This is a genomic window from Bradyrhizobium tropiciagri, from assembly GCF_018130545.1.
In the GTDB taxonomy this organism is placed as follows: Bacteria; Pseudomonadota; Alphaproteobacteria; order Rhizobiales; family Xanthobacteraceae; genus Bradyrhizobium; species Bradyrhizobium tropiciagri_A.
This window is the reverse complement of sequence record NZ_JAFCKF010000011.1, coordinates 106,159-129,899: the sequence shown is the minus strand read 5'-3', so window position 1 is coordinate 129,899 and position 23,741 is coordinate 106,159. Positions and strand designations below refer to the sequence as shown.

Sequence of the window (23,741 nt, the reverse complement as noted above, 5' to 3'; positions counted from 1 at the left end):
CATGACGCGCCCTCCGGTGCTCGCCGCTTCCCGCTTCAGCTTCCCTCGCGCTATATACTATCGTATATATCGATGGCGACAAGGCAGGCGGGTGAACAATCCGGTCGGGAACCCTGCAGACAACAACCATCGACCGGAGACGATCGCCTCAACAATTCCTGCCTGGTCCAACCAGGATCATCGAGGAAACGCGATCATGACAAAGAAGAATGGCGACGCGGGACATCCGCGTGCAACGGGAGAACTGCTCAAGATCCGCCGCGCATCGCTGGAGCGTTTTCCAGCGAAGTGGATACCGGTTCGCGTGAAGAAAACGCGTCAAACCAGGAATCTAGCGAGCGCTGCGGCCATCGTTGTTGCTCTCGGCATGGCCGGCGCAGCACGCGCCGAAACCGCGCCGGTCGGCGTGCCCAACAAGAGCTTTCCGGAGAGCGTGACCTCGACCTCCGACGGCGCGCTTTATGTCGGCAGCTTCAACCATGGCGGCGTGACCAAGATCTCGGGCGGCAAGGCCGAGCAGCTGGTCAAGCCGGGTGCCGCCGATAGCCGCTCGACGCTCGGCGTGCTCGCCGACGAGAAGAGCGGCACGCTCTATGTCTGCTCCAACGACATCTCCGGCTTCGGCGTCGCCGGACCGAGCGACACCAAGGGCGCCTGGCTGAAGACCTTCGACCTCAAGAGCGGCGCGCCGAAAGGCAGTTTCGCGCTGAGCGATCCGAAATCGCTGTGCAACGATATCGCAGTCGGCGCCGACGGCACCGCCTATGTCAGCGATTCCTTCACGCCGATCGTCTACAGCCTGAAGCCCGGCGGCACCGCGCTTGCGACCTTTGCCACCGATCCGCAACTCGCGCCGGCCAAGGACGGCGTCGGTCTCGACGGCATCGCGATCGGCGCAGACGGCAATATCTACGTCACGACCTTCATTCCCGCGAAGCTGTTCAAGGTCGAGGTCAAGGACGGCAAGGCGGGCGCAGTGACCGAGCTGAAGCCGTCGCGGCCGCTCGACCATGCCGACGCGCTGCGTGCCCACGGCAGCGGCTTCCTGCTGATCGAGGGCAACGGCAAGCTCGACAAGGTCACCGTGAAGGGCAGCGAGGCCACCATCGACACCGTCAAGGATGGGCTCGCCGAGCCAGTTTCGGTGACGCAGGTCGGCAATGTCGGCTGGATCGCCGAAGGCAAGCTGTCCTACATCATCGGCGACAACAAGGGCAAAGACCCCGGCCCGTTCACGCTGACGCCGGTGGCGTTGCCGAAGTAGCAGCTGGTCTCACGGCAAACTCGGTGCACCTCTCCCGCTTGCGGGGGAGGTCGCATCGCATCGAGGATGCGATGCGGGTGGGGGCTCTCTCCACGGTGAGACGCGCCGAGAGAGCCCCCACCCCAGCCCTCCCCCGCAAGCGGGAGAGGGGGCGCAATCTCTGTGCGGCCAAAGCTCGACCGCATCTCATCGCTCATCAGATTACATAAAACCCGTGGCTTCCGTCGCGGCGAAGCTGCTCGACGAGGCCGTACTCCCAATCGAGATAGGCCTGCATCGCCTGCTCCGCGACGCCGGTGCCTTCGTAAGGGCGCCGATAACGATGCGCGGGATCGGGACGCGGCACCACGTGCGGCGGGCCGACCTCGAGCCGGCCGTCATAGCCGCCTTCGAGCACGTAGACCTCCCACGCCATCTGCGCGAGCCAGGACGCCGTCATGTCGGCGCGGATGCCTTTGTCGTCGCTCAGCACGATGCGCGCGCCGCGCACCGGCGCGGCCATATCGATTTCCTGCACCAGCTGGCCGCCCGCATAGTGCCGGAAGCCGGCCAGATGACCCGCGGCATATTCCTCCGCGTCGCGTACGTCGAAGCGATAGAGCGTGCGCTGCGCGTCGCTCTCCAGCGCGGCGAGTTCGGCCGGACCGATATGACGGACACCGGCGCGATAGGCGACGTCGCGCGCATTGCCGGCGGCGCCCTCGAACGGCCCGACCGCGCCGCGTTTGCCGGCGCCGTGTTCGAGAGCGCGCTTCGCCAGCGTCCAGCCGATCGTGCCGTTGCGCAGTGCCCGCACCTTGTTCGGCAGCCCGGCGTTGATCAGCGACTGCGTGCCGATGATCGAGCGGGTGCGGCCGGCGCAGTTGACGATGATGGTGGTGTCCGGATCGGGCGCCGCGCGGCCGGCGCGCAGCACCAGCTCCGCGCCGGGCACGCTGACCGAGCCCGGAATGTTCATGGTGGCGTATTCGTCGAACCGGCGCACATCGAGGATCGCGATGTTGGCCTTGTCCGAGATCAGCTTGGCGACCTCGTCGGCGCTCAGCGATGGCGTATGCCTACGCGTCTCGACCAGTTCGCCGAACGCCTTGGCATAGGAATTGACGTCCTCGAAGACCTCGTAGCCGGCGGCCTTCCAGCCTTGCAGGCCGCCCACGAGCGCCGCGACGTTTCTGTAGCCCAGCGCCCGCAACTGCTCGACGGCAGCTGCGACCAGTCCTTCGCCATTGTCGTAGAGCACGACCGGAACGTCCTTGCGCGGCAAGCGCAGCTCGGCTTCGAGCGCGATCCGGCCGGCGGCCATGTTGGCGGCGAACAGCGGATGACCGGTGGCGAACTCCGCCTCGTGCCTGACGTCGAGCAGCGCGATCTCCCGGCGCAGCAAAAGCGTCGCACGGACGGCCTGGGGTGTGACGGACAAATCTGTCATGGAATGCGGACCTGGCAGGAAATGGGCACGCCTGCTCTAGGCCGAAATCGCGCCTCGTCAATAGGCTTAACCAGCCTGCAACCCCGATCTTCACGAGCCGGGGTCGGGGGAACGAAAATTGATCATCCGCTTTGCTCAACCGGGGCGCGCTTGCTACGTTCCCGATCGGCCCCGTTGGCGCCCGATCAGGCCTTCCGGACAAGAGAAGGTAGCGGGGCCACGCCTGAAGTTCTGGGAGGATGACCATGAGAACCGTCGGAAATGAACCATTGTCGCGTCACGCCCTCGCCTTCGTGCTGGCCGGCGGACGCGGCAGCAGACTTCAGGAGCTCACCGACAGGCGCGCCAAGCCTGCCGTGTATTTCGGCGGCAAGTCGCGCATCATCGATTTCGCGCTCTCCAATGCGGTCAATTCCGGCATCCGCCGCATCGCGGTGGCGACCCAGTACAAGGCGCACAGCCTGATCCGGCATCTGCAAGGCGGCTGGAACTTCTTCCGCCCGGAACGAAACGAGAGTTTTGACATCCTGCCCGCGAGCCAGCGCGTCTCGGAGACGATGTGGTATGTCGGCACGGCGGATGCGGTCTACCAGAACATCGACATCATCGAGGCACACGGCACCAAGTACATCCTGGTGCTCGCCGGCGACCATGTCTACAAGATGGACTACGAGATCATGCTGAAGCAGCATGTCGAGAGCGGCGCCGACGTCACCGTCGGCTGCCTGGAAATGCCGCGCGCGGAATCCTCCGGCTTCGGCATCATGCATATCGACGAGAACGGCCTGATCCAGTCCTTCCTGGAGAAGCCGGCCGATCCGCCGCCGATGCCGGGCAAGCCGGACAAGTCGCTGGCGAGCATGGGCATCTATGTCTTCAATTCGGAATTCCTGTTCGACGAACTGCGCCGCGATGCCGCCGACCCGAACTCCAGCCACGATTTCGGCAAGGACATCATTCCCTACATTGTGAAGCACGGCCGCGCGATCGCGCATCAATACAATGATTCCTGCGTCCGCTCCGGCGACGATCCTCGCGCCTATTGGCGCGATGCCGGCACCGTCGATGCCTATTGGGCCGCCAATATCGACCTCACCGACGTGGTGCCGGAGCTCGACCTCTACGATCGCTCATGGCCGATCTGGACTTATGCCGAGATCACGCCGCCCGCCAAATTCGTCCATGACGAGGACGGCCGGCGCGGACAAGCGGTGACCTCGCTGGTCTCGGGCGCCTGCATCATCTCCGGCGCGTCGCTGCGCCGCTCGCTGTTGTTCACCGGCGTCCACGTCAATTCCTACGCCAATGTCGAGAACGCGGTGATCATGCCCTATGTCAATGTCGGCCGCGGCGCGCAGCTCAAGAACGTCGTGATCGATCGCGGCGTGCGGATTCCGGAGGGGCTCGTGGTCGGCGAAGATCCCGAATTCGACGGCAAGCGCTTCCGCACCACCGAGCAGGGCATCACGCTGATCACCCAGCCGATGATCGACAGGCTCGGGACATGACGCAACTGCGCGTCCTCGCGGTCGCCTCGGAAGTCTATCCGATCGTCAAGACCGGCGGCCTCGCCGACGTGGTCGGCGCGCTGCCCTCCGCACTGCAAGAGCACGGCGTCACGACGCGGACGCTGGTGCCCGGCTATCCCGCCGTGCTCGACGCGCTGGCCTCCGCGGAGACGCTACTGCACTGGGGGGAATTCTACGGCGGGCCGATCCGCGTGCTCGGCGGCAGCCATGGCGGCCTCGACCTGTTCGCGCTCGACGCGCCGCATCTCTATGCCCGCCCCGGCAATCCCTATGTCGGCCCCGACGGACGCGACTGGCCCGACAACGGCATCCGTTTTGCAGCGCTGTCGCGGATGGCGGCGGAAATCGGCCGGGGTGCGATCCCGTCTTTCGTTCCCGACATCGTGCATGCGCATGACTGGCAGGCCGGCCTCGCGCCGGCCTATCTGCACTATGGTGGACACAAGCGGCCGGGCACGGTGATGACCGTGCACAACCTCGCCTATCAGGGACAGTTCTCGCCGGACATGCTCGCTGCGTTCGGCCTGCCGGAAGAAGCCTATTCGCTGCACGGCGTCGAATATTACGGCACGATCAGTCTCCTGAAGGCCGGCCTGCAATTCGCCGACCGCATCACCACGGTGTCGCCGACCTATGCGCGGGAGATCCAGAGCGACGAAGGCGGCATGGGGCTCGGCGGCCTGCTCCGCGAACGCGCCGACGTGCTGAGCGGCATCCTCAACGGCATCGACATCGACGTGTGGAATCCGGCCACCGATCCCGATATCGCCGCGCGCTTCAGCGCCGAGCACATGGCGGAGCGCGCCGCCAACAAGGCGGCGCTGCAGCGGCGCTTCGGGCTCGATCCGTTGCCGGACGCGATGCTGCTCGGCGTCATCAGCCGGCTGTCATGGCAAAAGGGCCTCGACCTCTTGCTCGAGAACATTCCGACATTGCTCGGTGAAGGCATTCAGCTTGCGCTGCTCGGCAGCGGCGATCGCGAGCTGCAGGATCGCTACACCGCCCTGGCGCACGACAATCCCGGCCGGATCGCGGTGGTGATCGGCTATGACGAGGCGCTGGCGCATCTGATCCAGGCAGGCTCCGATGCGCTCGCGGTGCCGTCACGGTTCGAGCCGTGCGGCCTCACCCAGCTCTGCGCGCTGCGCTACGGCGCCGTCCCTGTTGTCGCCAATGTCGGCGGCCTTGCCGACACCGTGCTTGGATTCGACGAAGCCGCGGTCACAGGCAGTGCCGCAACCGGCGTCAAGTTCGCACCGGTGACCTCGGAGGCGCTCGCCCACGGCTTGCGCACGGCGAACCTGCTGTTCAACGACAAGGTGACCTGGCGCCGGCTGCAGCAGGCCGGCATGGCCACCGATGTCTCGTGGCGCAATCGCGCCGGCCACTACGCCGCGCTCTATCGCGAGCTCGCCGCCGCACTCAAGTAACTCAGGCCACGATCAGTTCAGGAGATCGCAGGACGCGATGCGGTTGATGTCGGCCAGGCGGCGGTCGGAATTTCCCTTGAAATCAAGGCTTGCGACGAGATCGAGCAACCGGCCATAGGCGCGGTCGGCGACCGCCACGGGCAATGGCTCCTCGTCGAAGGCCTCGATGTAATTGCCGACAAGACCGCTGAGCAGCCGGCACATCGCCCGCTGCTCGGGCTCATGCCTGCTCAAGATCTCGAGCTTGTCCTGGAGGGTTCGGTAGGTTCGCAAGCCGTGCGGCTGTTGCGAAAGCCACGCATGTAAATCAGGATTTTGTAAATCAGTCATAGCAGCCTCTTCAGAATGGAGAAGAAGCTACCGGCTTATACAGCCGATCGTGGTTCCACGCCATGACGATTTTTGCATGCAGCCCCCTACGCTGCCGCGCGGGCCGTGTCACCGGATTGGCACGCAGTATTGCTAGGATATCGGGGTTTGATCAGAGCCGCGCGAGCGCCGGCAGGATTTTGTAGCGCGCGATCTCGTGCGGATAGTCGCCGCGGTTGGCAAGCAGCACGATGCCGAACCTGCGCGCAGGCACCAGGCCGATATAGGCCGAGGCATTGTTGAGACCACCGGGCTTGTCGATGACGGTGACGCCGTCGAGCCGCACATGCTCCCACGCCATCGCCTGGCCGAACTTCGCATCGACACGAAAACTCTCGCGCATCGTCGTCTGCAATGCCGCGCGCAATTCGGGATCGATCGCCGCGCCGTCGAGACAGGCGCCGAGCAGGATGCCGAGATCGCGCGCCGACGAGAACATCTGGCCGGTGCCCGGAAAATCGTAATAGCTCTGCTGATTGCCGGGCGGGCCGATCGGTGTGCCGTCATGGGAGTAGCCCTGAACCATGCGCTGCATGATCTCGGGCGCGAGCACCGCGCGATTGTCCTCGGCACGGTCAGGAATGAAGGTCGAGGTCATGCCGAGCGGCGTGAGGATGCGGCTCTCGATCAAATTCGCGATCGGCATGCCGTAGCGCCGCTCCAGCACCAGTTGCAGCAGGACATAGCCGGCATGGCTATAGATGCGCTGCTTGCCGGGCTGCTCTCCTGCCGGTGGCGTCCAGGCATTGAGCATCGCAATGAACTGATTGCGGCTGAATGTCTCGTTCGGCCATGGCGGATGATCGGTCGGCAGCAGCAGCCCGGACGTATGGTTGACGAGCTCGCCGACGGTGACGCGGCTGATGTAGTCGCCGTGCAACTCGGGCAGATACTTTTCGACGGGATCGTCGAGCCGCAATTCGCCGCGCGCTGTGCCGAGCGCGACCAGCGTCGCCTCGAACAGCTTGCGCAGCGAGGCGAGGTTGAACAGCGTGTCCGGGGTGACCGGCTGCTGGCGCGCAACGTCGGCGAAACCGTAGTTGAAGAAGGTCACCTGGCCGCCGGCATAGACAGCCGCGGCAAGTCCGCCGGGATCGGCGGCCGTTGCCGTCGGCGCGAGTTCCGACGTGACGATATCCCTGATCTGCGCATCCATGTCGGAATCCGCGCGCGCCCCGGCAAGCGCGCTAACAGCTGCGGCGAGCAGGACCGCGACGATCCGGACGGGAAGCCATTGTCTCATAAAGATTGAAATCGGGACGATGTTGCGATGTGACCCGCAGGCGGGCCTGTTCAGCCATCAAGAGATGACGACATCGCGATTCTAGCTATGGAACCGGTGGGTCCGCATTCACGATTGCGCGCGTTCCACCGTGATCCGTCCCGGCTGGAGAACGGGCGGCCCGATCGCGGTTCCGGCGGTCACTGCCGAACGTCGCGATCGCGACCGCCCTCCCACTCCAGCCACGGCGCGGGAACTGCAATCACATTAAAAAATGCGAGACGTTTGAAATTGCCGGGAGGTTGCTTCAACGGACAGGCAAGACCAACGCTTGCCGGGCCGACCGTCGACATGTCTGACTTCGTCACATTCAGCTCCCAACCGGGGACCGTTTCCTACTAGCAACAATTCGTCAATCAACGGTTGCATAGCCGGGTCGGATTCGACTGACAAGACATTGCTGTCTGCGACGAATTGTCCTGTTCCAGATGCCGGATGCGCGCGATGCCATGATTAAGCATGGATTAACCATCGACCGCGCCGGACGAGACTATGCCGCGCGCGAGCGAACGACCTGACGCGGCAACGACGCCAGCAGCAGCACGAGGCAGACGCAGAGCAGCATGATGTCCTTGAACAGGAACTCGCCGGCCAGGTTCCAGGCCATCGGGTCGGTCGATAGACTCCATTTGACCACCCCGGGTGTCGTGAAGAAGAACGACCAGGTCACCGCAAAGGTGATCACGCCCATCAGTGCGCCGATCGCGGACAGGATCGGGTTGAAGGCGCCGGCGGCAAGCAGCAGGGCGATGCCGATCTCGGCCACGCCGAGCACATAGGCCTCGCCGCGGAGGCCGAAGACCGACAGCCACGAGATGAACGGGCTGTTGCTGATGAACTGCACGATGCCTTGCGCCGATTGCAGCGTGAACTTCTGCATGCCGAACGACACGAAGATCACGACCATGACCCAGCGCAGGATCGCGAGCAGACGATAAGACCCCTCGCCCTGTTCGGCGATGTTGAACGACAGATTCATCTGGATGTCTCTTCCCTCGCTGCGATGCCACCATCGGCCGCGGTTGCGGCGTTCGTGGCAGCACTACGCCGCGCGCAGCGCGTCTGTTACGCGCGAGGCGCGGTCAGCCCCTTCACAAGGATGTGCGGGCAAGGTGATGAAGGCTGTCGCCAGCAGCGGCAATGGCCTCACGCGCGCTGCCGCAGCGGGCGGGCGGCATCCTTTGCCGGCACCGGCGAGGTGAAGCCATACAGGAACAGGTCCACCACCATATCGGCGAATTCGGTCGGATCGATCCCGCCTTTCGGGTCGTACCAGGTGTGGCTGAAGTTCAGGATACCGAACAGCATCATGCTGTAGATCTTCTTGGTGCGCTTGACGATCTTGCCTTCCTTGTCGAGCTTGACCAGAAGATCTGACACCGTATCGACGATCTGGCGCTCCAGCGCCTTGATCGCATCCTGCTCGGTCTCGCCGAGGAACGAGAGGTCGTTGAGGATCACCCGCTGCTCGTCGCTGGAGCGCGCATTGAGCGCGACGATGGCCTGGATCGCGGCGCGGAACTGCTCCAGCGTCGTCGCCTTGCCGGCCATCGCGGCCTCGACATCGGCGATCATCTCGCGGATATGCGCATCGAGGATCGCGAACAGGATCGCTTCCTTCGAGTCGAAATAATGATACAGCGCGCCGCGCGACAGCTTGCAGGCATCCGCAAGGTCGGCGATCGAGGCGCGCATATAGCCCTGCCGCGCGAACAGGCCGCAGGCCGTGGTGAGAATGCCCTGCTGGATCTCGTCGTAATTTTCCGAGCGCGTCCGCGCCATTACATTCTCTTTCGTGCACCATCGGCGCCGCCGGAATCGGCCGGCACCCGTCTCTCTATACTACCGCCGCTCCGCGCTCTCCTCCTCTTTGCGGGCACCATCCACCAGAACTCTTCCATCGCGCGCTTGGCGGCGGCCTGCGTCAAAAAATAATTTGAACGACCGGTCGGATTATATTAGGGTGCCTGCCGTCAAGCAAGCGGATTGCGCACGCCGGGACCAACCCGGCGGCATCGAGGGAGGGTGCGCGTGGATTCTCATAAGGTCGATGCTGTCGTGATCGGAGCCGGCGCCGGCGGGCTGTGCGCCGCGGCGCGCCTCGCCCATGGCGGGCTGCATACGCTTGTCGTCGACGACAAGGACCGGCTCGGCGGCCGCGCCTCGACCGAGGAGATCGACGGCTTCAAGGTCAATATCGGCGCGATCGCGATCGAGTTCGGCGGCGTGTTCGAGGAGACCTTCCACACCGTCGGCGCACCGCTCGACATTCGCGCGCCGGAGCCCGCGAGCTCGTTCTTCATCGACGGCAAGGTGATCGATGTCGGCCGCGGCGGCTGGTCGCTGCTGCTCGGGCAGCTGACCAAGCAGGCCTCGCGCATCCTGGAGAAATTCGCTGACGCCCGCTCCGGCAATCTGCCCGACGGGCGACAATCGACCGAGGACTGGCTGAAGGGCTACACCAGCAACGCCACCGTGCACGCGCTGTTCCGCAATCTCTGCGCGGCGATCTTTGCCTGCAACGCCGCCGAGCTGCCGGCCCGCGCCTTCCTGACCTATTTCACCAGCAAGGGCGCCTTCAAGAAGTTCGGCTTCTGCCCGCAGGGCACGATCGGCGTCTGGAACAGCCTGGGCAACGCGGTCAGGCGCAATGGCGACATCTGGCTGGAAACGCCGGCGACGGCGATCCACACTTCCAACGGCAAGGTCGAGGGCGTCACCGTGCTCAGGAACGGCGAGCGGGTGCGGATCGACACCGATCTGGTCATCAGCAATGCCGGGCCGAAGGCCACCGTCGCGCTCGCCGGCAGCGACGCTTTTCCGGCGGACTATATCGTCAAGGTGAAGAACGACCTCCGTCCGGCCGCCAACATCGTCATCAATGTCGCGAGCCGGGAGCCGCTGATCAACCATCCCGGCATCGTCACCTTCGGCAAGACGCGCCGGCTCTGCAACATGGCGAACCTCTCGGCCACCTGTCCGGAGCTCGCGCCCCCGGGCTGGCATCTCTATGTCGCCTATGCCGTGCCGGTGCCCGCGCTCGGCGATTTTGACAGCGATGCCGAGGTCGCGCTGGCGCTCGAGGATCTGCGCGAGCAGTTCGCCAATTTCGACCAAGCAAAGATCCTATCGATCCGGGTGATGCGCGACGACTGGCCGGCGCAACGCAGCTGCGCCGGCTACGATCTGCCGCGCGAGACCGGCATCGAGGGCCTGTGGTGCGTCGGCGACGCGGTGAAGCAATACGGCAATGGCGGCACCCAGGCCTGCGCCGAGACCGCCAAGATTGTCACCGATGCGATCCTTGCTGCGCGGCCGCGCTGCTCGGCAGGCCGGGTCTGAGCGCGATGCCGACGACGATCCCGCATCCGACGCAGCAGGCAGCGCAGCAAGCCGCGCCGGCGCAGGATGCCTTGCTCGAATTCCGCAACATCCGGATCGTCTACGACAATGCGATCGAGGCGATCCGCGACGTCTCGATCGCAGTGCCAGAGGGCAATATCGTCGCCCTGCTCGGCTCCAACGGCGCCGGCAAGTCCACGCTGCTGAAGGCGATGTCAGGCATCCTCTATACCGAGGAAGGCGTGATCGAAAACGGCAGCATCCGCTTCCGCAATGACGAGGTGCATCACCTTGCACCGGACGAGCTGGTCCGTCGCGGCATCGTCCAGGTGCCGGAGGGTCGCCGCGTGTTCGCGGCGCTGACCATCGACGAGAACCTGCAGATGGGCGGCTACACCAGGACCAGCGCGGAGGCGCGCGAGCGCCGCGACAAGGTGTTCGCGCTGTTTCCGCGGCTGCATGAGCGGCGCGACCAGATCGCCGGCTACATGTCCGGCGGCGAGCAGCAGATGCTCGCGATCGGCCGCGCGCTGATGACCGATCCCGTGCTGCTGGCACTCGACGAGCCGTCGCTCGGCCTCGCGCCGCTGATCATCGATCGCATCTATGAAGTCATCGTCCGGCTGCGCGACGAATTGAAGATGACGGTGCTCCTGGTCGAGCAGAACGCGCAGCGCGCGCTCGACATCGCCGACTACGGCTACATCCTGGAGACCGGCCGTGTCGTGCTGGACGGCACCGCGCAAAAGCTGACCTCCAATGAGGACGTCCAGGAATTCTACCTCGGCGTCTCATCGACGGGGCGCAAGAGCCTCCGCGACGTCAAGCACTACAAGCGCCGCAAGCGGTGGCTCTCGTGACCGCGCTGCTCACGGTCGAGAACCTGTCAAAGCGCTTCGGCGGCCTGCAGGCCGTCGCCGATGTCAGCCTTGAGGTCTCGCCGGGCGAGGTCTGCAGCGTGATCGGCCCGAACGGCGCCGGCAAGACCACGCTGTTCAACATGATCTCGGGTGTGCTGCGGCCGAGCGGCGGCCGCATCACCTTCGACGGCATCGACCTTTCGACTATCTCGCCGTGGAAATTCGCCGCCGTCGGCATCGGCCGTACCTTCCAGAATCTGGCGCTGTTCAAGCACGGCACCGTGGTCGAGAACATCCTGACCGGTCGCCACACCCATCTGCGCTCGACTGTGCTCGACGCCGTGGTGTTCTTCGGCCGCACCCGGAACGAGGAGATCGCGGCTCGGCAGCGCGTCGAGCAGATCATCGAATTCCTCGAGATCGAGCACATCAGGGACGCCGTCGTCGGCACATTGTCCTACGGCCAGCAGAAGCGGGTCGAGCTCGGCCGCGCGTTGGCCAGCGAGCCGAAGCTGCTGCTGCTCGACGAGATGGTGTCCGGGATGAACCAGGAGGAGACCGAGGACATCGCGCGATTCGTACTCGATATCCGCGATGAGCTCGGCATCACCGTCGTCATGATCGAGCACGAGATGCGCATCGTGATGGACATTTCCGACCGCATCCATGTGCTGAACTTCGGCCGCAAGATCGCCGAAGGCACGCCCGATGCGATCAGGCTCGATCCGGCGGTGGCGGAGGCCTATCTCGGCGGCCAGCGCGCCGAGGCCATGGCAAAGGCAGGCGCGTGATGTCGACGCTCGACAGTTTCCGCACCAGCCATCCGCCGCTGCAAGCGAGCGCTCAGCGCAGCCCGCCGGCAACCGGCGCCGACACGTTCCAGACCGCGCTTGAAGATGCCGCCATCACCATCCCGCAACTGCTGCGGCAGCGCGCCGCCATGCACGGCGATGCGCTGGCGCTGCGCGAGAAGGACTACGGCATCTGGAATCCCTATTCCTGGCGGCACTATTACGAGACCGCGCGTGCGGTGGCACTCGGCCTGCTGTCACTCGGCATCAAGCCCGGCGACCGCGTCGCCATCGCCGGCGAGAACACGCCGGAATGGTTCTATGCCGATCTCGGCACCCAGATGATCGGCGCCGTCGCGGTCGGCATCTATCCGACCAACCCCTGGGTCGAGTTGCAATATATCGTCAAGCATTCGGGCGCACGGATCGTCGTCACCGGCGATCAGGAGCAGACCGACAAGGTGCTCGACGCGATGGCCGATAATGGCGGCCTGCCTGATCTCGAGGCCATCGTCTGCATCGATATGAAGGGGCTGCGGCACTACCGCCAATCCGAGCTGATGTCGTTCGAGGCCCTATGTGAGCGCGGCAAGACCTATGCCGAGGCGAACCCGGAGGCCAACGCGACGCTCGACCGGCTGATCGGCCAGGGCGCGCCCGACGATGTCTGCATCCTGGTCTACACCTCGGGCACGACCGGACCGCCCAAGGGCGCAATGCTGACCCATCGCAATCTCGTCTACGCGGCTTATGCCTATGCGAGAACCGTCGGCATCGCCGACAAGCCGTTCGAGGCGGTGAGCTATCTGCCGCTGTGCCACGTCGCCGAGCGCTGCTACGGCACGGTAACCCATCTGGTGCTCGGCGGCACGGTCTCGTTTGCCGAATCGATCGACACGGTTGCGATCAACATCCGCGAGATCGCGCCGACCTTCTTCGTCGGCGTGCCCCGCATCTACGAAAAACTGCAACAGGGCTTTCTGTTCAGGCTCGGCGAGAGCGGCTGGCTGCGACAGGGCTTTACCAAAACCTGCCTCGCCTGGGGCCGCACGCTGTCGGACCGCCGCCAGGCCGGCAAGGCCAATTGGCTCGATCACGCCGCCTATGGGCTGCTCTACCTCCTGATGTTCCGCAATCTGCAGCGCCATCTCGGCTTCGCCTATAGCCGGCACCGGCTGTGTGCCGGCGCTTCGATCTCGCCGGAGACGCTGCGTTTCTTCGACATCATCGGCCGACCGGTGTCGCAGGGCTATGGCCTCACCGAAAGCGGCGGCGTCGCCTTCATCCAGACGGAGAGCCATCACCGGATCGGCGGCTGCGGCGTGCCTCTGCCGAAGACCGAATGGAAACTCGATGCCGACGGCGAGATCCTGCTGCGCAACCCCGGCGTCTTCAAGGGCTACTTCCTCGACGAGAACGCCTCGACGGCCTCGCTGGAACAAGGCGGCTGGCTGCGCACCGGCGACATCGTCGACATCCTCGACAATGGTGAGATCGCCGTGGTCGACCGCAAGAAGGCGATCATCATCACCGCCGGCGGCAAGAACATCGCACCATCCGAGATCGAGAACGCGCTGAAAGATTCCGAATTCATCAAGGAAGCGATCGTGGTCGGGGAAGCCAAGAAGTATCTCGGCGCCATCATCCAGGTCGATTACGACAATGTCGGCCGCTGGGCGCGCGACCGGACGCTGGCCTATACCAACTACAAGTCGCTGTCGCAGCTGCCCGAGGTGCACGAGCTGGTCGAGCGCATCGTCAACGAAACCAACAAGCGCTTCGCCCGGGTCGAGAACATCAGGCGCTTCGCCATCCTCGAAAAGGAACTCGACCATGACGATGGCGAGCTGACCGCGACGCAAAAGGTGCGCCGCGCCATGATCGAGAAGAAGTTCGCGCGCGAGCTCGCCATCATCTACCAGGCGGAGGGCTGAATGCAGTATCTCATCCAGCTGCTGATCTCGGGCCTTGCGATCGGCGCGATCTACGGCCTGATCGCGATGGGCTTTGCGGTGATCTACAAATCAACCGGGCTGGTCAATTTCGCGCAGGGCGAAATGACCATGATCACGGCCTATATCGCCTGGACGATCTCGACCACGGTCAGCGGCAACGTTTTCGTAGTCGCGATCGGCGCGATTCTCGCTGCCGTCGCACTCGGGCTCATCATCGAGCGGCTGGTGATGCGGCCGATGCTGGGCGAGCCGGTGTTCGCGACCGTGATGGTCACGATCGGGCTCGCCGTGATCCTGCGCTCGGCCATCAACTTCATCTGGGATGCCTATCCGCACGGCCTCGAACTCGGCATGGGCCGCGGCATCGTGCATCTCGGCGGCATCGGCGTGCGCACCGGGCAGCTTGCCGTCATCGCGACACTGCTGTTGCTGCTTGCCTCGATCTGGGCGTTCTTCCGCTACAGCAAGGTCGGCGTCGCGATGCGCGCGGTCGCGGCAGACGATCGCACCGCGCTGTTGATGGGCATCAGCGCCACGAGAGTTCATGCGCTTGCCTGGGCCGCCTCCTCGGTGATCGCCGGCATCGGCGGCGTGTTCTTTGCGCTATCCTACGATCTGTCGCCGGCGATGTTCCAGCTCGGGCTGAGGGCGTTTCCGGCCACGATCCTGGGCGGGCTCGACGCCGTGCTTGGCTCCGGCCTCGGCGGCCTCCTGATCGGCATCACCGAGAACCTGGCGGGCGGCTATCTCGGGTCCGGCATGAAGGAGGTCGCGGGCTTTGCCATGATCATCGTCGTGCTGATGGTCCGCCCGTTCGGCATCTTCGGCGAACGCGATATCGAGAGGGTGTGATGCGGACCGGCGATTACAAGCAGAGCTATGGCGAGCTGGTCGCGCTGATCGATTCCCCGCCGGTGTGGCTATGGTCGGCCGTGCTGCTGCTGGCGCTGATCGCCGCACCTTTTGTGTTGAACTCCTACGCGCTGTCGTTCCTGATGATCATCCTGATCACGGTGACCGGCGCGCTCGGGCTCAACATCCTCACAGGTTACACCGGCCTGATCTCGCTCGGCCATGTCGGCTTCCTCGTCACCGGCGCCTATGCCTATGCGGTGCTGGTGTCGCGATATCACATGCCGCCGCTGGTCGGCTTCCTCGGCGCCGGCGTGGTGCCGGCGCTGGCCAGCCTGATCGTCGGCGCGCCGTCGCTGCGGCTGAAGGGGCTCTATCTCGCGATCACCACGCTCGCGTTCTCCTTCATCATCAACACCGTGATCCTGGAGATGCGCTGGCTCACCAACGGCGCGCGCGGCATCCAGGTGCAGCGGCCGGAAATGTTCGGCATCAGCTTCGACAGCGATGCGGCCTTCACCTATCTCTGCCTCGCGATCGCGGCGCTGACGCTGCTCGGCACCCTCAACATCCGCCGCAGCCGGGTCGGCCGCGCTTTCGTCGCGATCCGCGACAACGACACCGCGGCCCGCGTCATGGGCATCAATCTGCATGCGTACAAGCTGCTCGCCTTCGTCACCTCGGCCTTCATCACCGGGATCGCCGGCGCGCTCTACGGAATCTATCTCTCCTTTGTCAGCGTCGAGGGCTTTCCGTTCCTGCTCTCGATCGAGGCGCTGGCGATCCTGATCGTCGGCGGGCTTGGCTCGGCGCTTGGTGCCGTGCTCGGCACCGTCCTGATCGTGCTGCTGCCGGAGGCGACACGGCTCGTCTTCAGCCTGTTCAGCGCGCAGATGGACGCGACGTTCGCGACCGGCGCGCAGGAGCTGAAGAGCATGCTTTACGGCCTCGTCATCATCCTGTTCCTGCGCTTCCAGCCGAGGGGGCTGGTCGGCGCCTGGCACGACATCAAGCGGGCCTGGGTGCACTGGCCGCTGCGCTACTAACAAAAAAGACACAACACCATGAGGAGGAGACAATGATCAAACACTTGGCGGCGGCCTCGCTGCTATTCACCACGGCCTGTCTTGTCATCGGGCCCGCTGCGGCCGCCGATCCCGGGATCACCGACACCGAGATCCTGATCGGCGACGTGGAGCCCCTGACCGGCCCGCCGGCGTTGCTCGGCGTCGCGGCCTCGATCGGCCACAAGATCGCGATCGCGGAGGCCAACGCCGCCGGCGGCATTAACGGCCGCAAGATCAAATATGTGCTGGAGGATGACGGCTACGTTACCGCGCGCACCATCCAGGGCGTCAAGAAGGTGATCGACGTCGACAAGGTGTTCGCGATGCTCGGCATCTCCGGTTCGGGGCAATCGATCGCCGTGATGCCGGTGCTGGAGAAGTCCGGCATCCCGACCGTGATCGACGTCGCTCCGGTCAAATTCCTGTGGGAGCCACCGCGCAAGAACGTGTTCGTGGTCGGCCAGTCCTACGAGGAAGGCATCATCCACCTCGTCAACTTTCTCGCCGACAAGAATCCCGGCAAGAAATGGGGGTTGATCACCCAGGACGACGATTACGGTATCACGGTCCACGACGGCTTCGATTCCGTGGTCAAGGCCAAGAAGCTGAACGTGGTCTATAGCGGCAATTACAAGAAGGGCCAGCAGGACTTCTCGTCCGACATGCTGCAACTGAAGGAGTCCGGCGCCGAGGTGTTCCTGGCCGGCGGCATCATCGCCGAGAACATCGCGATGATGAAGGAGCTCGAAAAACTCAGCATCAAGCCGGTGACCGGCATCTTCTGGCCCGGCCGCATCGAGCCGGTGCTGAAGCTGATGGGCCCGGCCGGCGACGGCATCTACGCGGTCGATTATGTCGAGCCGTTCGCCGGCGCGGCCGGCAAGGCGTTCCTCGAGAAGGCCAAGCCGCTGGTCTCGGAGGCCGAGTTCAAGGGCATCAACCGCTACACCATGACCGGCTATGCCGCGGCGAGGGTCATGATCGCGGCGATCGAGCGCTGCGGCAAGCAGCCGACCTGGGCTTGCACCATCGCGGAGCTGGAGAAGACCAAGAATGTCGAGACCGGCGTGATGGCGCCGATCAGCTTCGGTCCCGGCGTCCGCTTCTCGAACCAGAAGCTGCAGATCATGCAGGCCGATGCAGCGACGCTCAGCTTCAAGCCGGTGGAGTAGGAAAATGAGGGTCCTGATCGTCTTTGCCCATCAGGAGCCGCAGTCGTTCAACGCGGCGTTGCTGGCGCGGTCCGTGGCGGAGCTCAGCGCGATCGGGCATACGGTCAGGATCTCCGATCTCTACGCCATGCGCTTCAACCCGGTGGCGACATCGGAAGACTTCGGAGAGCGGCGGTTCCCCGACCGGCTGCAATATGACCGCGAGCAGAAATACAATCTGCAACACGGTTCGCTCAGCGACGACATCGCCGCCGAGGTCGAGAAGCTGCTGTGGTGCGACCTGCTCATCCTGCAATTTCCGCTGTGGTGGTTCTCCGTCCCCGCCATCATGAAGGGCTGGATCGACCGCGTGTTCGTCAACGGCGCGGTTTATGGCTCGGGCCGCCGCTACGACACCGGCGGCCTCGCCGGTCGCCGCGCGATGGTCGTGACCTCGACCGCCGCCTATCCCGGCATGTGCGCACCCGACGGGCTGGTCGGCGCACTCGACGTGGTGCTGTGGCCGATCCAGAACGGCATGCTGGCCTATGCCGGCTGCAAGGTGCTGCCGCCCTTCGTGTCGTATTCGGTGAATTTCGTCGACGAGGCCACGCGGCAGCGCTATCTCGACGACTATTCCGAAAGGCTGCGGCAGATCGAGACCACCGAGCCGCTGTTCTTCCATCCGCTGGCGGATTTCGGCCAGGACTGGCGGCTGAAGCCGGGGATCGCGGCACAGGCGATCGGCCAAGGCGCTCGCACCCAAAAATGACATGACCCGGACGTAGGTATGCTCCCTCGCCCCGTTCTTACGGGGAGAGGGTTGGGGTGAGGGGCTGTATCCGCACACATGGTGATAGAAGCACTCGCGGAGACTCCCCCTCACCCGGATCGCATCTGCGATGCGATCCGACCTCTCCCCGCAGGCGGGGCGAGGTAAGAGACCGCCCTCACATCCGCTTGGCGACCTCTTCGAGCATCACCTCGGTGGCGCCGCCGCCGATCGTCAGCACGCGGGCGTCGCGCACCATGCGCTCGATCGCGGTGCCGCGCATGAAGCCACTGCCGCCATGCAGCTGCAGGCAGCCGTGCACGACCTCGTGCAGCACCTCCGGCGACAGCGCCTTGACCATCGACACTTCGCGCAGACATTCCTTCCCGGCAGCCGCAAGCTCGGCGGCCTGATAGGCCAGCGCTCGCGCGGCGGCCGCCTTCGCGGCGAGCTGAGCGAGCTTCAGGCGCACGCCTTGCTGGTTCCAGAGCGGGCCACCGAACGCCTGCCGCGTTTTCACATAGTTCGTCGTCATTTCGATCGCCTTGGCGGACTCGCCGGCACAGATGCCGCCGATGCAGATGCGCTCGTTCTGGAAGGTCTCCATGATGCCATAGAAGCCCTTGTTCTCTTCACCGAGCAAATTCTCCGCCGGCACGCGCACGTCCTGGAAGCCGAGCTCGGCAGTGTCCGAACAGAGCCAGCCATGCTTGTCGAGCTTGGTCGCCGTGATGCCGGGCGTATTGCGCTCGACGATGAACAATGAGATGCCGCGACTGCCCTTGGCGTGCGGGTCGGTACGCGCCGCGACGATCAGGATGTCGCCATAGACCGCATTGGTGATGAACATCTTGGCGCCGTTGATCACCCAAAAATCACCGTCGCGCCGCGCACGGGTCTTCAGGCCAGCGACATCAGAGCCGGCGTCGGGCTCGGTCACCGCGATCGAGCACACCGTCTCGCCGCGAATGATCGCCGGCAGATATTTCTGCTTCTGCTCCGGCGTGCCGCGCAAGGAGATGTGCACCGCCGACATGTCGGTGTGCACAAGGATCGACGAGGTGAAGCCACCAAAGCTCGAGCGGCCGAGTTCCTCGGCAAATACCATCGAGGCCAGCGGCCCCATGTCGGTGCCGCCATATTCGGCGGCGTGGCGCATTCCGAGGAAACCGAGCGCGCCCATGCGGCGATAGACCTCGCGCGGGATCTTGCCGTCGCGCTCCCACGCCTCGGCAAACGGCACCACTTCCTTTTCGACGAAGCGGCGGACCTGCTCGCGCAACATCCGCAGCTCCTCAGGCAGATTGGGCTGCTCCGGGAACTGAAATTCGGCTTCGATGAGCTGGCGCGGATCCGAGGTCATGACGTTCATTGTGGCGCCCTCTCATGGTCGATGTGAAGATGCTTGCGCAAAAAAGCTGCCAGCGATGCGATCGCCTCTCGCGCCTGCGGAATTTCGGGGAACATCTGGAACACGTGGATCATGCCGTCCCAGACCTGCAATTCGATGTCGCCCCCGGCGGCCTTGGTGCGCGCGGCAAGCTCGGTCGAATCGTCGCGCACGGTTTCGCGGTCGCCGACCTGCACCAGCAGCGGCGGCAGCCGGCTGAGATCGGCATAGAGCGGCGACGCCAGCGGTTCGTGGGGATCGCCGTCCTTGCCGAGATAATTCTTCGCCAGCGCTACGATCATCGCGCGCTGGTGGATCGGATCGGCCTCCGCCCTGCTCTGATAGCTTGCGCCGGTCGCAGCGAGATCGGTCCAGGGTGACATCAGTGCGCCGGCCGCAGGCAACGGCAGGCCGCGGTCCCTCGCCGCCAGCATCGTGCCCAGCACGAGATTGCCGCCAGCAGAATCTCCGGCAAAGGCGATATCCGCCGGACATAGTCCCTGATCACGCAGATATTGGTAGGCGATCAGCGCATCGTCGAGCGCCGCAGGGAAGCGATGCTCCGGCGCGAGGCGATAGTTGAACGTGAGCAGGCGGCAGCCGGATGCATCGGCAATCCGCACAGCCAGATCACGATGCGAGGCGACCGAGCCGATGCGGAAGCCTCCGCCGTGAATATAGAGGATCGCCTTGTCGCGCGGCGCGCCGGCCGGTTCGAGCCATTCGCCGTTGACCCCGGCGGCGGAGAGCGGATGGCAGCTCATCGGCACCGAGCAGCCGGCAAAGGCAGCGTCCCAGTCGCTGCGCATCTGCACCACTGATGTCTCGCGAGTCCAGCCGCGATAGATCGCCCGCAGGCGCGCGATGGCTCGATCGACCGGCGTGACTGCGATATCGTCACTCGCGCCCGCCATCTCAGCCGCCGATGCCCATGCCGCCGGACACGCCGAGCGTCTCGCCGGTGATATAGGCGGCCTGGTCGGAGGCCAGAAACAGCGCGGCGGCCGCAACCTCCTCCGGTTCGCCGAGCCGCCCGAGCAATGTCGCGCCGGTCATCGCCTGCAGGATCTTGTCACCGCCCTTCGCGACCGCCTGCTCCAGCATCGGGGTGCGGATCGGCCCCGGCGCGATCGCATTCGCGGTGATACAAGAGCGTGCATTCTCCCGCGCGATGCTCCGCGTGAAGGAGATCACGCCGCCCTTGGCCGCGGAATAGACCGCGCCGCCCTTGGAGCCGAGCCGCGCCGCCTCCGAGGTGACGTTGATGATGCGGCCGAAGCGCGCCGCCTGCATCGCCGGCAACGCGGCGTGAGTGCAGGCCAGCACCGAGGTGAGATTGACTGCGATCAGCCGGGCCCAATCCTCCGCCGTCGTGTCGGTGAAGAAGGCGTGCTGGTCGACGCCGGCATTGTTGACGACAATGTCGAACGGCCCATCCTGCACCATCACAGCCTGCACCGCGGTGGCATCGCTGACGTCGAGCCCTGCGACGCCGGCACCGGTCTCCCGCGCGAGCTCGGAGGCTGCGGCAACATCGAGATCGGCGATCACGACCCTGGCGCCGGCCCCGGCAAAGCTGCGGACAATCGCAGCACCGATGCCGCGCGCGCCGCCGGAGACGAAGGCACGGCGGCCGTCGAGACGACCAAATGGCAAGCTTGCCACCTCAGCGCCCCGTGAACACAGGCTTGCGCCGCTCGATCACGGCGGCGAGCCCTTCGCGGGCGTCGGCCATCCCCGAGAGTTCGGCAACCGTGCGCGCCTCTTCCGACAGGCATTGCTCGACGCTGGTGCCGGTGCCGGCCCAGACCAGCCGCTTGGTCGCCGCCAGTGCCTTCGGCGCACCGGCGGCAAGCTCGCGGGCCAGCGCCAGCGATGCATCGGCAAGCTCGGCATCGGGCACGACCTTGGTGACGATGCCCATCTGCAACGCTTCGCCAGCCGATATCACCGGGTTGGTCAGCAGGATCGACATCGCCCGCCGCAGGCCGACCAGCCGCGACAACGTGACGGAAACGCCGGCATCCGGCGCCATCGCCACCCGCGTCGCACCGGCGAGGAACTTCGCCGACTCTGCCGCAATCACGATGTCGGAGGCGCAGACCAGACCGAAGCCACCGCCGCCTGCCGCAAAGCCCTGTACCGACGCGATGACCGGCGCCTCCAGCCGCAGCAATCCGGTGACTGCGTTCTGCAGATAGGCGGTGGCTTGCCGGATATAATCCGGCAGCTGCTCGCCCTTTGAGGCAAAGGCGCGGACGTCGCCGCCGGCACAAAAGTTGGTGCCTTCGCCGCTCAGCAGCACGACGCGCAGATCGGGATGGCCGTGGCAGACCATGATGGCGTCGCATAGCGCGCTGAGCAACTCGGCGCTCATGCCGTTGGCCGCATCGGGCCGGTTGAGCCGCAGCCGCGCGATGCCGTCGGTGATGTCGAGCAGAACGGGGCCCTTGTCGATCATGGCGAGACCTTCCCTAAACCAGGAATGACAGCGTGTAGATCGCCTTGTCGTTGTTGACGAGGATGACCTTCTTGGAAGCCATCCGCAGTTCGCCATCGACATGACGGAGCCGGTATTCATTGCGCGCCGCCCACAGCGTGTCGTCGCGCAGGCTCGATTCGAAGATCAGGCTGTTGCTGGCGACCGCGATGTCGCCATCGTCAGGCTGCCCGTCCATCAATTCGATGTTCGAGATCAGCCGGCGCAAATTCGATTGCGGCGTCTGAGTGAAATGCTTGCCGGTCATCAGCTGGCGGACGCGCAGCGCGATCCGCGAACGGTTGTCGTAGATGATCGACATCTGCCGCTCGGGATCAATGTCGGCGCCGTTAGCCGGCACCCAATAGACGCCGTCGTCGGTCCAGAGCTTTTCCCAGGCCTCGTATTGATGCTCGTCCTGCAGCCGCGCCTCGCGATAGAGGAAGGCGGTGATGGCGCTCATCAACGTGGCGCTGCTTTCGCGCGACAGCATCAGTTGGGCTCCATCAGCTTGCGATAATGGGTCCAGATGCCGCGCGACGGCACCTCGTCGGTGACGTGGCCGACCGTGAAGCCGAGCTCGTCCTGGCGCTGGCGTTTCTCGCCGCGGCCGAGGAAGATCCATTCCGGATTACGCGCCAGCACGCCGCGGTGGCAGCGCTCGTACATTTCGGAATCATCCGCGAGCAGGAAGCCGGCCGGCCCGACCGAGCCCATGGTCTGCTGGCGCAGCCTGCGGTTCAGATCCGGCGCGCCCTTGAACTGCAGCGCGGTGACGTGCTGCACGCTGTCGTCGACGCCGAGCGGCTGGATCACGAACATCTGGATCTCGGCGATGAACAGGTTCGGGAAGATCATCACGTGCGGCGTGCCGTCGATCATGATCTGGCGCGCCGCGGTGTCGCCGTAAGCCGTCTTCATCCGCGCGGTGTAGTCCGGCAGCCGCTCCTCGCTGGTGCCGAACCAGCTCATCGGCGCATCGCGCTTGCGGAACTCGGGCCGCAAATCGATCTCGGTATGGCCGTTGCCGTAATCGCGGGTCAGCGCGGTCGAGGCGCCGCCGTAGAGCTTGCCGATCATGCTGTCGGCGACGCCGAAGATCGAGGTGTGCACGAAGGCCGGGTGGTAGCCGTCGCACTCGTTCTCCAGGATGAACTTCCAGTTCGCCTTGACGCGGTGCTTGAGGAAACCCGCCGTGATCTCGACCTCGCCATCCGGCGAAGTCCGCACCAGGCGATCGATGGTCTCGGCGGCGCCGCCGAGATGCTCCTTCAGGGTCGGGCCATCGGCCGCGAACGAGCCGAACACGAAGCCGCGGTAAGATTCGACGCGCGTCACCCGCCCGAGCGCGAGCTGCGATTTGTCTTGCCCCTCGTAACCATCAGGGAATGCGTAGCCGACCAGGCGGCCGTCATTGGCGAAGGTCCAGGAGTGGAACGGACAGGTGAACGAGCGTGCATTGCCGCGCTCAAACGAGCAGACCTGGTTGCCGCGATGCGAGCAGCGATTGAGCAGCAGGTTGACCTTGCCCTGCTCGTCGCGGGTCATGATCACGGATTGCGGGCCGATCGACTTGACGACGTAGTCGTTGGCGTTCGGGACCTCGCTCTCGTGGCCGACATAGACCCAGGTCCGGTACCAGATGTTCTTCAGCTCGGCCTCGAAGATCTCCGGATCGGTGTAGAGCGAGCCGTGCACCCGGTCGGGCCGGATCAGCCGCTCCCATGGCGAGACGCCGGTCATCATGTTCATCGCTCCGTCTCCCTCGCCGGCCGCTTG

At 65.0% G+C, this 23,741-nt stretch carries 23 protein-coding genes; 11 read left to right on the top strand and 12 right to left on the bottom strand.

What is annotated here, in order from left to right:
* Nucleotides 1–196 precede the first annotated feature (196 nt).
* The gene (locus JQ616_RS35785; RefSeq protein WP_212022877.1) at nucleotides 197–1,264 is read left to right on the top strand and encodes a hypothetical protein; all 1,068 of its coding nucleotides are present in this window, start codon (nucleotides 197–199) and stop codon (nucleotides 1,262–1,264) included.
* Nucleotides 1,265–1,460: 196 nt separating this feature from the next.
* On the opposite strand, the gene JQ616_RS35780 is transcribed toward JQ616_RS35785, so the two are convergent.
* Entirely contained in the window at nucleotides 1,461–2,693 is a 1,233-nt protein-coding gene (locus JQ616_RS35780; RefSeq protein ID WP_212022876.1) for a rhodanese-like domain-containing protein, read from the bottom strand.
* Between the two features lie 245 nt (nucleotides 2,694–2,938).
* Here JQ616_RS35780 and glgC point away from each other — a divergent pair, with 245 nt between their 5' ends.
* Both glgC and glgA read left to right on the top strand, forming a co-directional pair.
* Entirely contained in the window at nucleotides 2,939–4,201 is a 1,263-nt protein-coding gene (gene glgC / locus JQ616_RS35775; RefSeq protein ID WP_212022875.1) for a glucose-1-phosphate adenylyltransferase, read from the top strand.
* Complete coding sequence (glgA, locus tag JQ616_RS35770) at nucleotides 4,198–5,652, top strand: glycogen synthase GlgA (RefSeq protein WP_212022874.1); 1,455 nt, start codon at nucleotides 4,198–4,200, stop codon at nucleotides 5,650–5,652. Before glgC ends, glgA begins: the two co-directional genes overlap by 4 nt.
* Before the next feature lie 12 nt (nucleotides 5,653–5,664).
* Here the strand turns inward: glgA and JQ616_RS35765 are convergent, their stop codons facing one another.
* The 5 genes from JQ616_RS35765 to JQ616_RS35745 all read right to left on the bottom strand — a co-directional run bounded on the left by JQ616_RS35765 (nucleotide 5,665) and on the right by JQ616_RS35745 (nucleotide 9,085).
* Nucleotides 5,665–5,982 carry a hypothetical protein gene (locus JQ616_RS35765; protein WP_212022873.1) on the bottom strand — a complete coding sequence of 106 codons (318 nt, stop codon included), beginning with the start codon at nucleotides 5,980–5,982 and terminating at the stop codon, nucleotides 5,665–5,667.
* A 151-nt stretch (nucleotides 5,983–6,133) separates the two neighbouring features.
* Nucleotides 6,134–7,264 carry a serine hydrolase gene (locus JQ616_RS35760; protein WP_212022872.1) on the bottom strand — a complete coding sequence of 377 codons (1,131 nt, stop codon included), beginning with the start codon at nucleotides 7,262–7,264 and terminating at the stop codon, nucleotides 6,134–6,136.
* Between the two features lie 179 nt (nucleotides 7,265–7,443).
* The gene (locus JQ616_RS35755) at nucleotides 7,444–7,611 is read right to left on the bottom strand and encodes a hypothetical protein (protein WP_212022871.1); all 168 of its coding nucleotides are present in this window, start codon (nucleotides 7,609–7,611) and stop codon (nucleotides 7,444–7,446) included.
* Nucleotides 7,612–7,793: 182 nt separating this feature from the next.
* The gene (locus JQ616_RS35750) at nucleotides 7,794–8,282 is read right to left on the bottom strand and encodes a YkgB family protein (protein ID WP_212022870.1); all 489 of its coding nucleotides are present in this window, start codon (nucleotides 8,280–8,282) and stop codon (nucleotides 7,794–7,796) included.
* A gap of 167 nt (nucleotides 8,283–8,449) precedes the next feature.
* Nucleotides 8,450–9,085: a TetR/AcrR family transcriptional regulator gene (locus JQ616_RS35745; RefSeq protein ID WP_212022869.1), complete on the bottom strand. Its 636-nt coding sequence runs from the start codon at nucleotides 9,083–9,085 to the stop codon at nucleotides 8,450–8,452.
* A gap of 249 nt (nucleotides 9,086–9,334) precedes the next feature.
* On the opposite strand from JQ616_RS35745, the gene JQ616_RS35740 reads away from it, so the two are divergent.
* The 8 genes from JQ616_RS35740 to JQ616_RS35705 are packed head-to-tail and all read left to right on the top strand — an operon-like array spanning nucleotide 9,335 to nucleotide 18,093.
* Complete coding sequence (locus JQ616_RS35740; RefSeq protein WP_349630089.1) at nucleotides 9,335–10,645, top strand: phytoene desaturase family protein; 1,311 nt, start codon at nucleotides 9,335–9,337, stop codon at nucleotides 10,643–10,645.
* 5 nt (nucleotides 10,646–10,650) lie between these two features.
* On the top strand, nucleotides 10,651–11,505 hold the full coding sequence (locus tag JQ616_RS35735; protein WP_212022867.1) for an ABC transporter ATP-binding protein: 855 nt from the start codon (nucleotides 10,651–10,653) through the stop codon (nucleotides 11,503–11,505).
* Entirely contained in the window at nucleotides 11,502–12,296 is a 795-nt protein-coding gene (locus JQ616_RS35730; protein WP_212022866.1) for an ABC transporter ATP-binding protein, read from the top strand. Before JQ616_RS35735 ends, JQ616_RS35730 begins: the two co-directional genes overlap by 4 nt.
* Complete coding sequence (locus tag JQ616_RS35725) at nucleotides 12,296–14,230, top strand: AMP-dependent synthetase/ligase (protein WP_212022865.1); 1,935 nt, start codon at nucleotides 12,296–12,298, stop codon at nucleotides 14,228–14,230. Before JQ616_RS35730 ends, JQ616_RS35725 begins: the two co-directional genes overlap by 1 nt.
* A complete protein-coding gene (locus tag JQ616_RS35720) occupies nucleotides 14,231–15,103 on the top strand; it encodes a branched-chain amino acid ABC transporter permease (RefSeq protein WP_212022864.1) in 873 nt (290 codons plus the stop codon). It begins immediately after the preceding gene.
* Nucleotides 15,103–16,149, top strand: a complete 1,047-nt coding sequence (locus JQ616_RS35715) for a branched-chain amino acid ABC transporter permease (RefSeq protein WP_212022863.1) — start codon at nucleotides 15,103–15,105, stop codon at nucleotides 16,147–16,149. The genes JQ616_RS35720 and JQ616_RS35715 overlap by 1 nt, the downstream gene beginning before the upstream one ends.
* A 32-nt stretch (nucleotides 16,150–16,181) precedes the next feature.
* Entirely contained in the window at nucleotides 16,182–17,342 is a 1,161-nt protein-coding gene (locus tag JQ616_RS35710; RefSeq protein WP_212022862.1) for an ABC transporter substrate-binding protein, read from the top strand.
* Between the two features lie 4 nt (nucleotides 17,343–17,346).
* Nucleotides 17,347–18,093 carry an NAD(P)H-dependent oxidoreductase gene (locus JQ616_RS35705; RefSeq protein WP_212022861.1) on the top strand — a complete coding sequence of 249 codons (747 nt, stop codon included), beginning with the start codon at nucleotides 17,347–17,349 and terminating at the stop codon, nucleotides 18,091–18,093.
* A gap of 178 nt (nucleotides 18,094–18,271) precedes the next feature.
* Here JQ616_RS35705 and JQ616_RS35700 read toward each other — a convergent pair whose 3' ends face one another.
* Genes JQ616_RS35700 through JQ616_RS35675 form a run of 6 tightly spaced genes read right to left on the bottom strand, consistent with a single transcriptional unit; the run spans nucleotide 18,272 to nucleotide 23,714 of the window.
* Nucleotides 18,272–19,465, bottom strand: coding sequence for an acyl-CoA dehydrogenase family protein (locus JQ616_RS35700; protein WP_212022860.1), 1,194 nt, complete (start codon nucleotides 19,463–19,465; stop codon nucleotides 18,272–18,274).
* Nucleotides 19,462–20,397 (bottom strand): alpha/beta hydrolase, encoded by a 936-nt coding sequence (locus tag JQ616_RS35695; RefSeq protein WP_212022859.1) that lies wholly within the window; start codon nucleotides 20,395–20,397, stop codon nucleotides 19,462–19,464. The genes JQ616_RS35700 and JQ616_RS35695 overlap by 4 nt, the downstream gene beginning before the upstream one ends.
* A 1-nt stretch (nucleotide 20,398) precedes the next feature.
* Nucleotides 20,399–21,148 (bottom strand): SDR family NAD(P)-dependent oxidoreductase, encoded by a 750-nt coding sequence (locus JQ616_RS35690; RefSeq protein WP_212022858.1) that lies wholly within the window; start codon nucleotides 21,146–21,148, stop codon nucleotides 20,399–20,401.
* Nucleotide 21,149: 1 nt separating this feature from the next.
* Nucleotides 21,150–21,944: an enoyl-CoA hydratase/isomerase family protein gene (locus JQ616_RS35685; RefSeq protein WP_212022857.1), complete on the bottom strand. Its 795-nt coding sequence runs from the start codon at nucleotides 21,942–21,944 to the stop codon at nucleotides 21,150–21,152.
* A 13-nt stretch (nucleotides 21,945–21,957) separates the two neighbouring features.
* A complete protein-coding gene (locus JQ616_RS35680) occupies nucleotides 21,958–22,455 on the bottom strand; it encodes an aromatic-ring-hydroxylating dioxygenase subunit beta (protein WP_212022856.1) in 498 nt (165 codons plus the stop codon).
* Nucleotides 22,455–23,714, bottom strand: a complete 1,260-nt coding sequence (locus JQ616_RS35675) for an aromatic ring-hydroxylating oxygenase subunit alpha (protein WP_212022855.1) — start codon at nucleotides 23,712–23,714, stop codon at nucleotides 22,455–22,457. The genes JQ616_RS35680 and JQ616_RS35675 overlap by 1 nt, the downstream gene beginning before the upstream one ends.
* Nucleotides 23,715–23,741 lie beyond the last annotated feature (27 nt).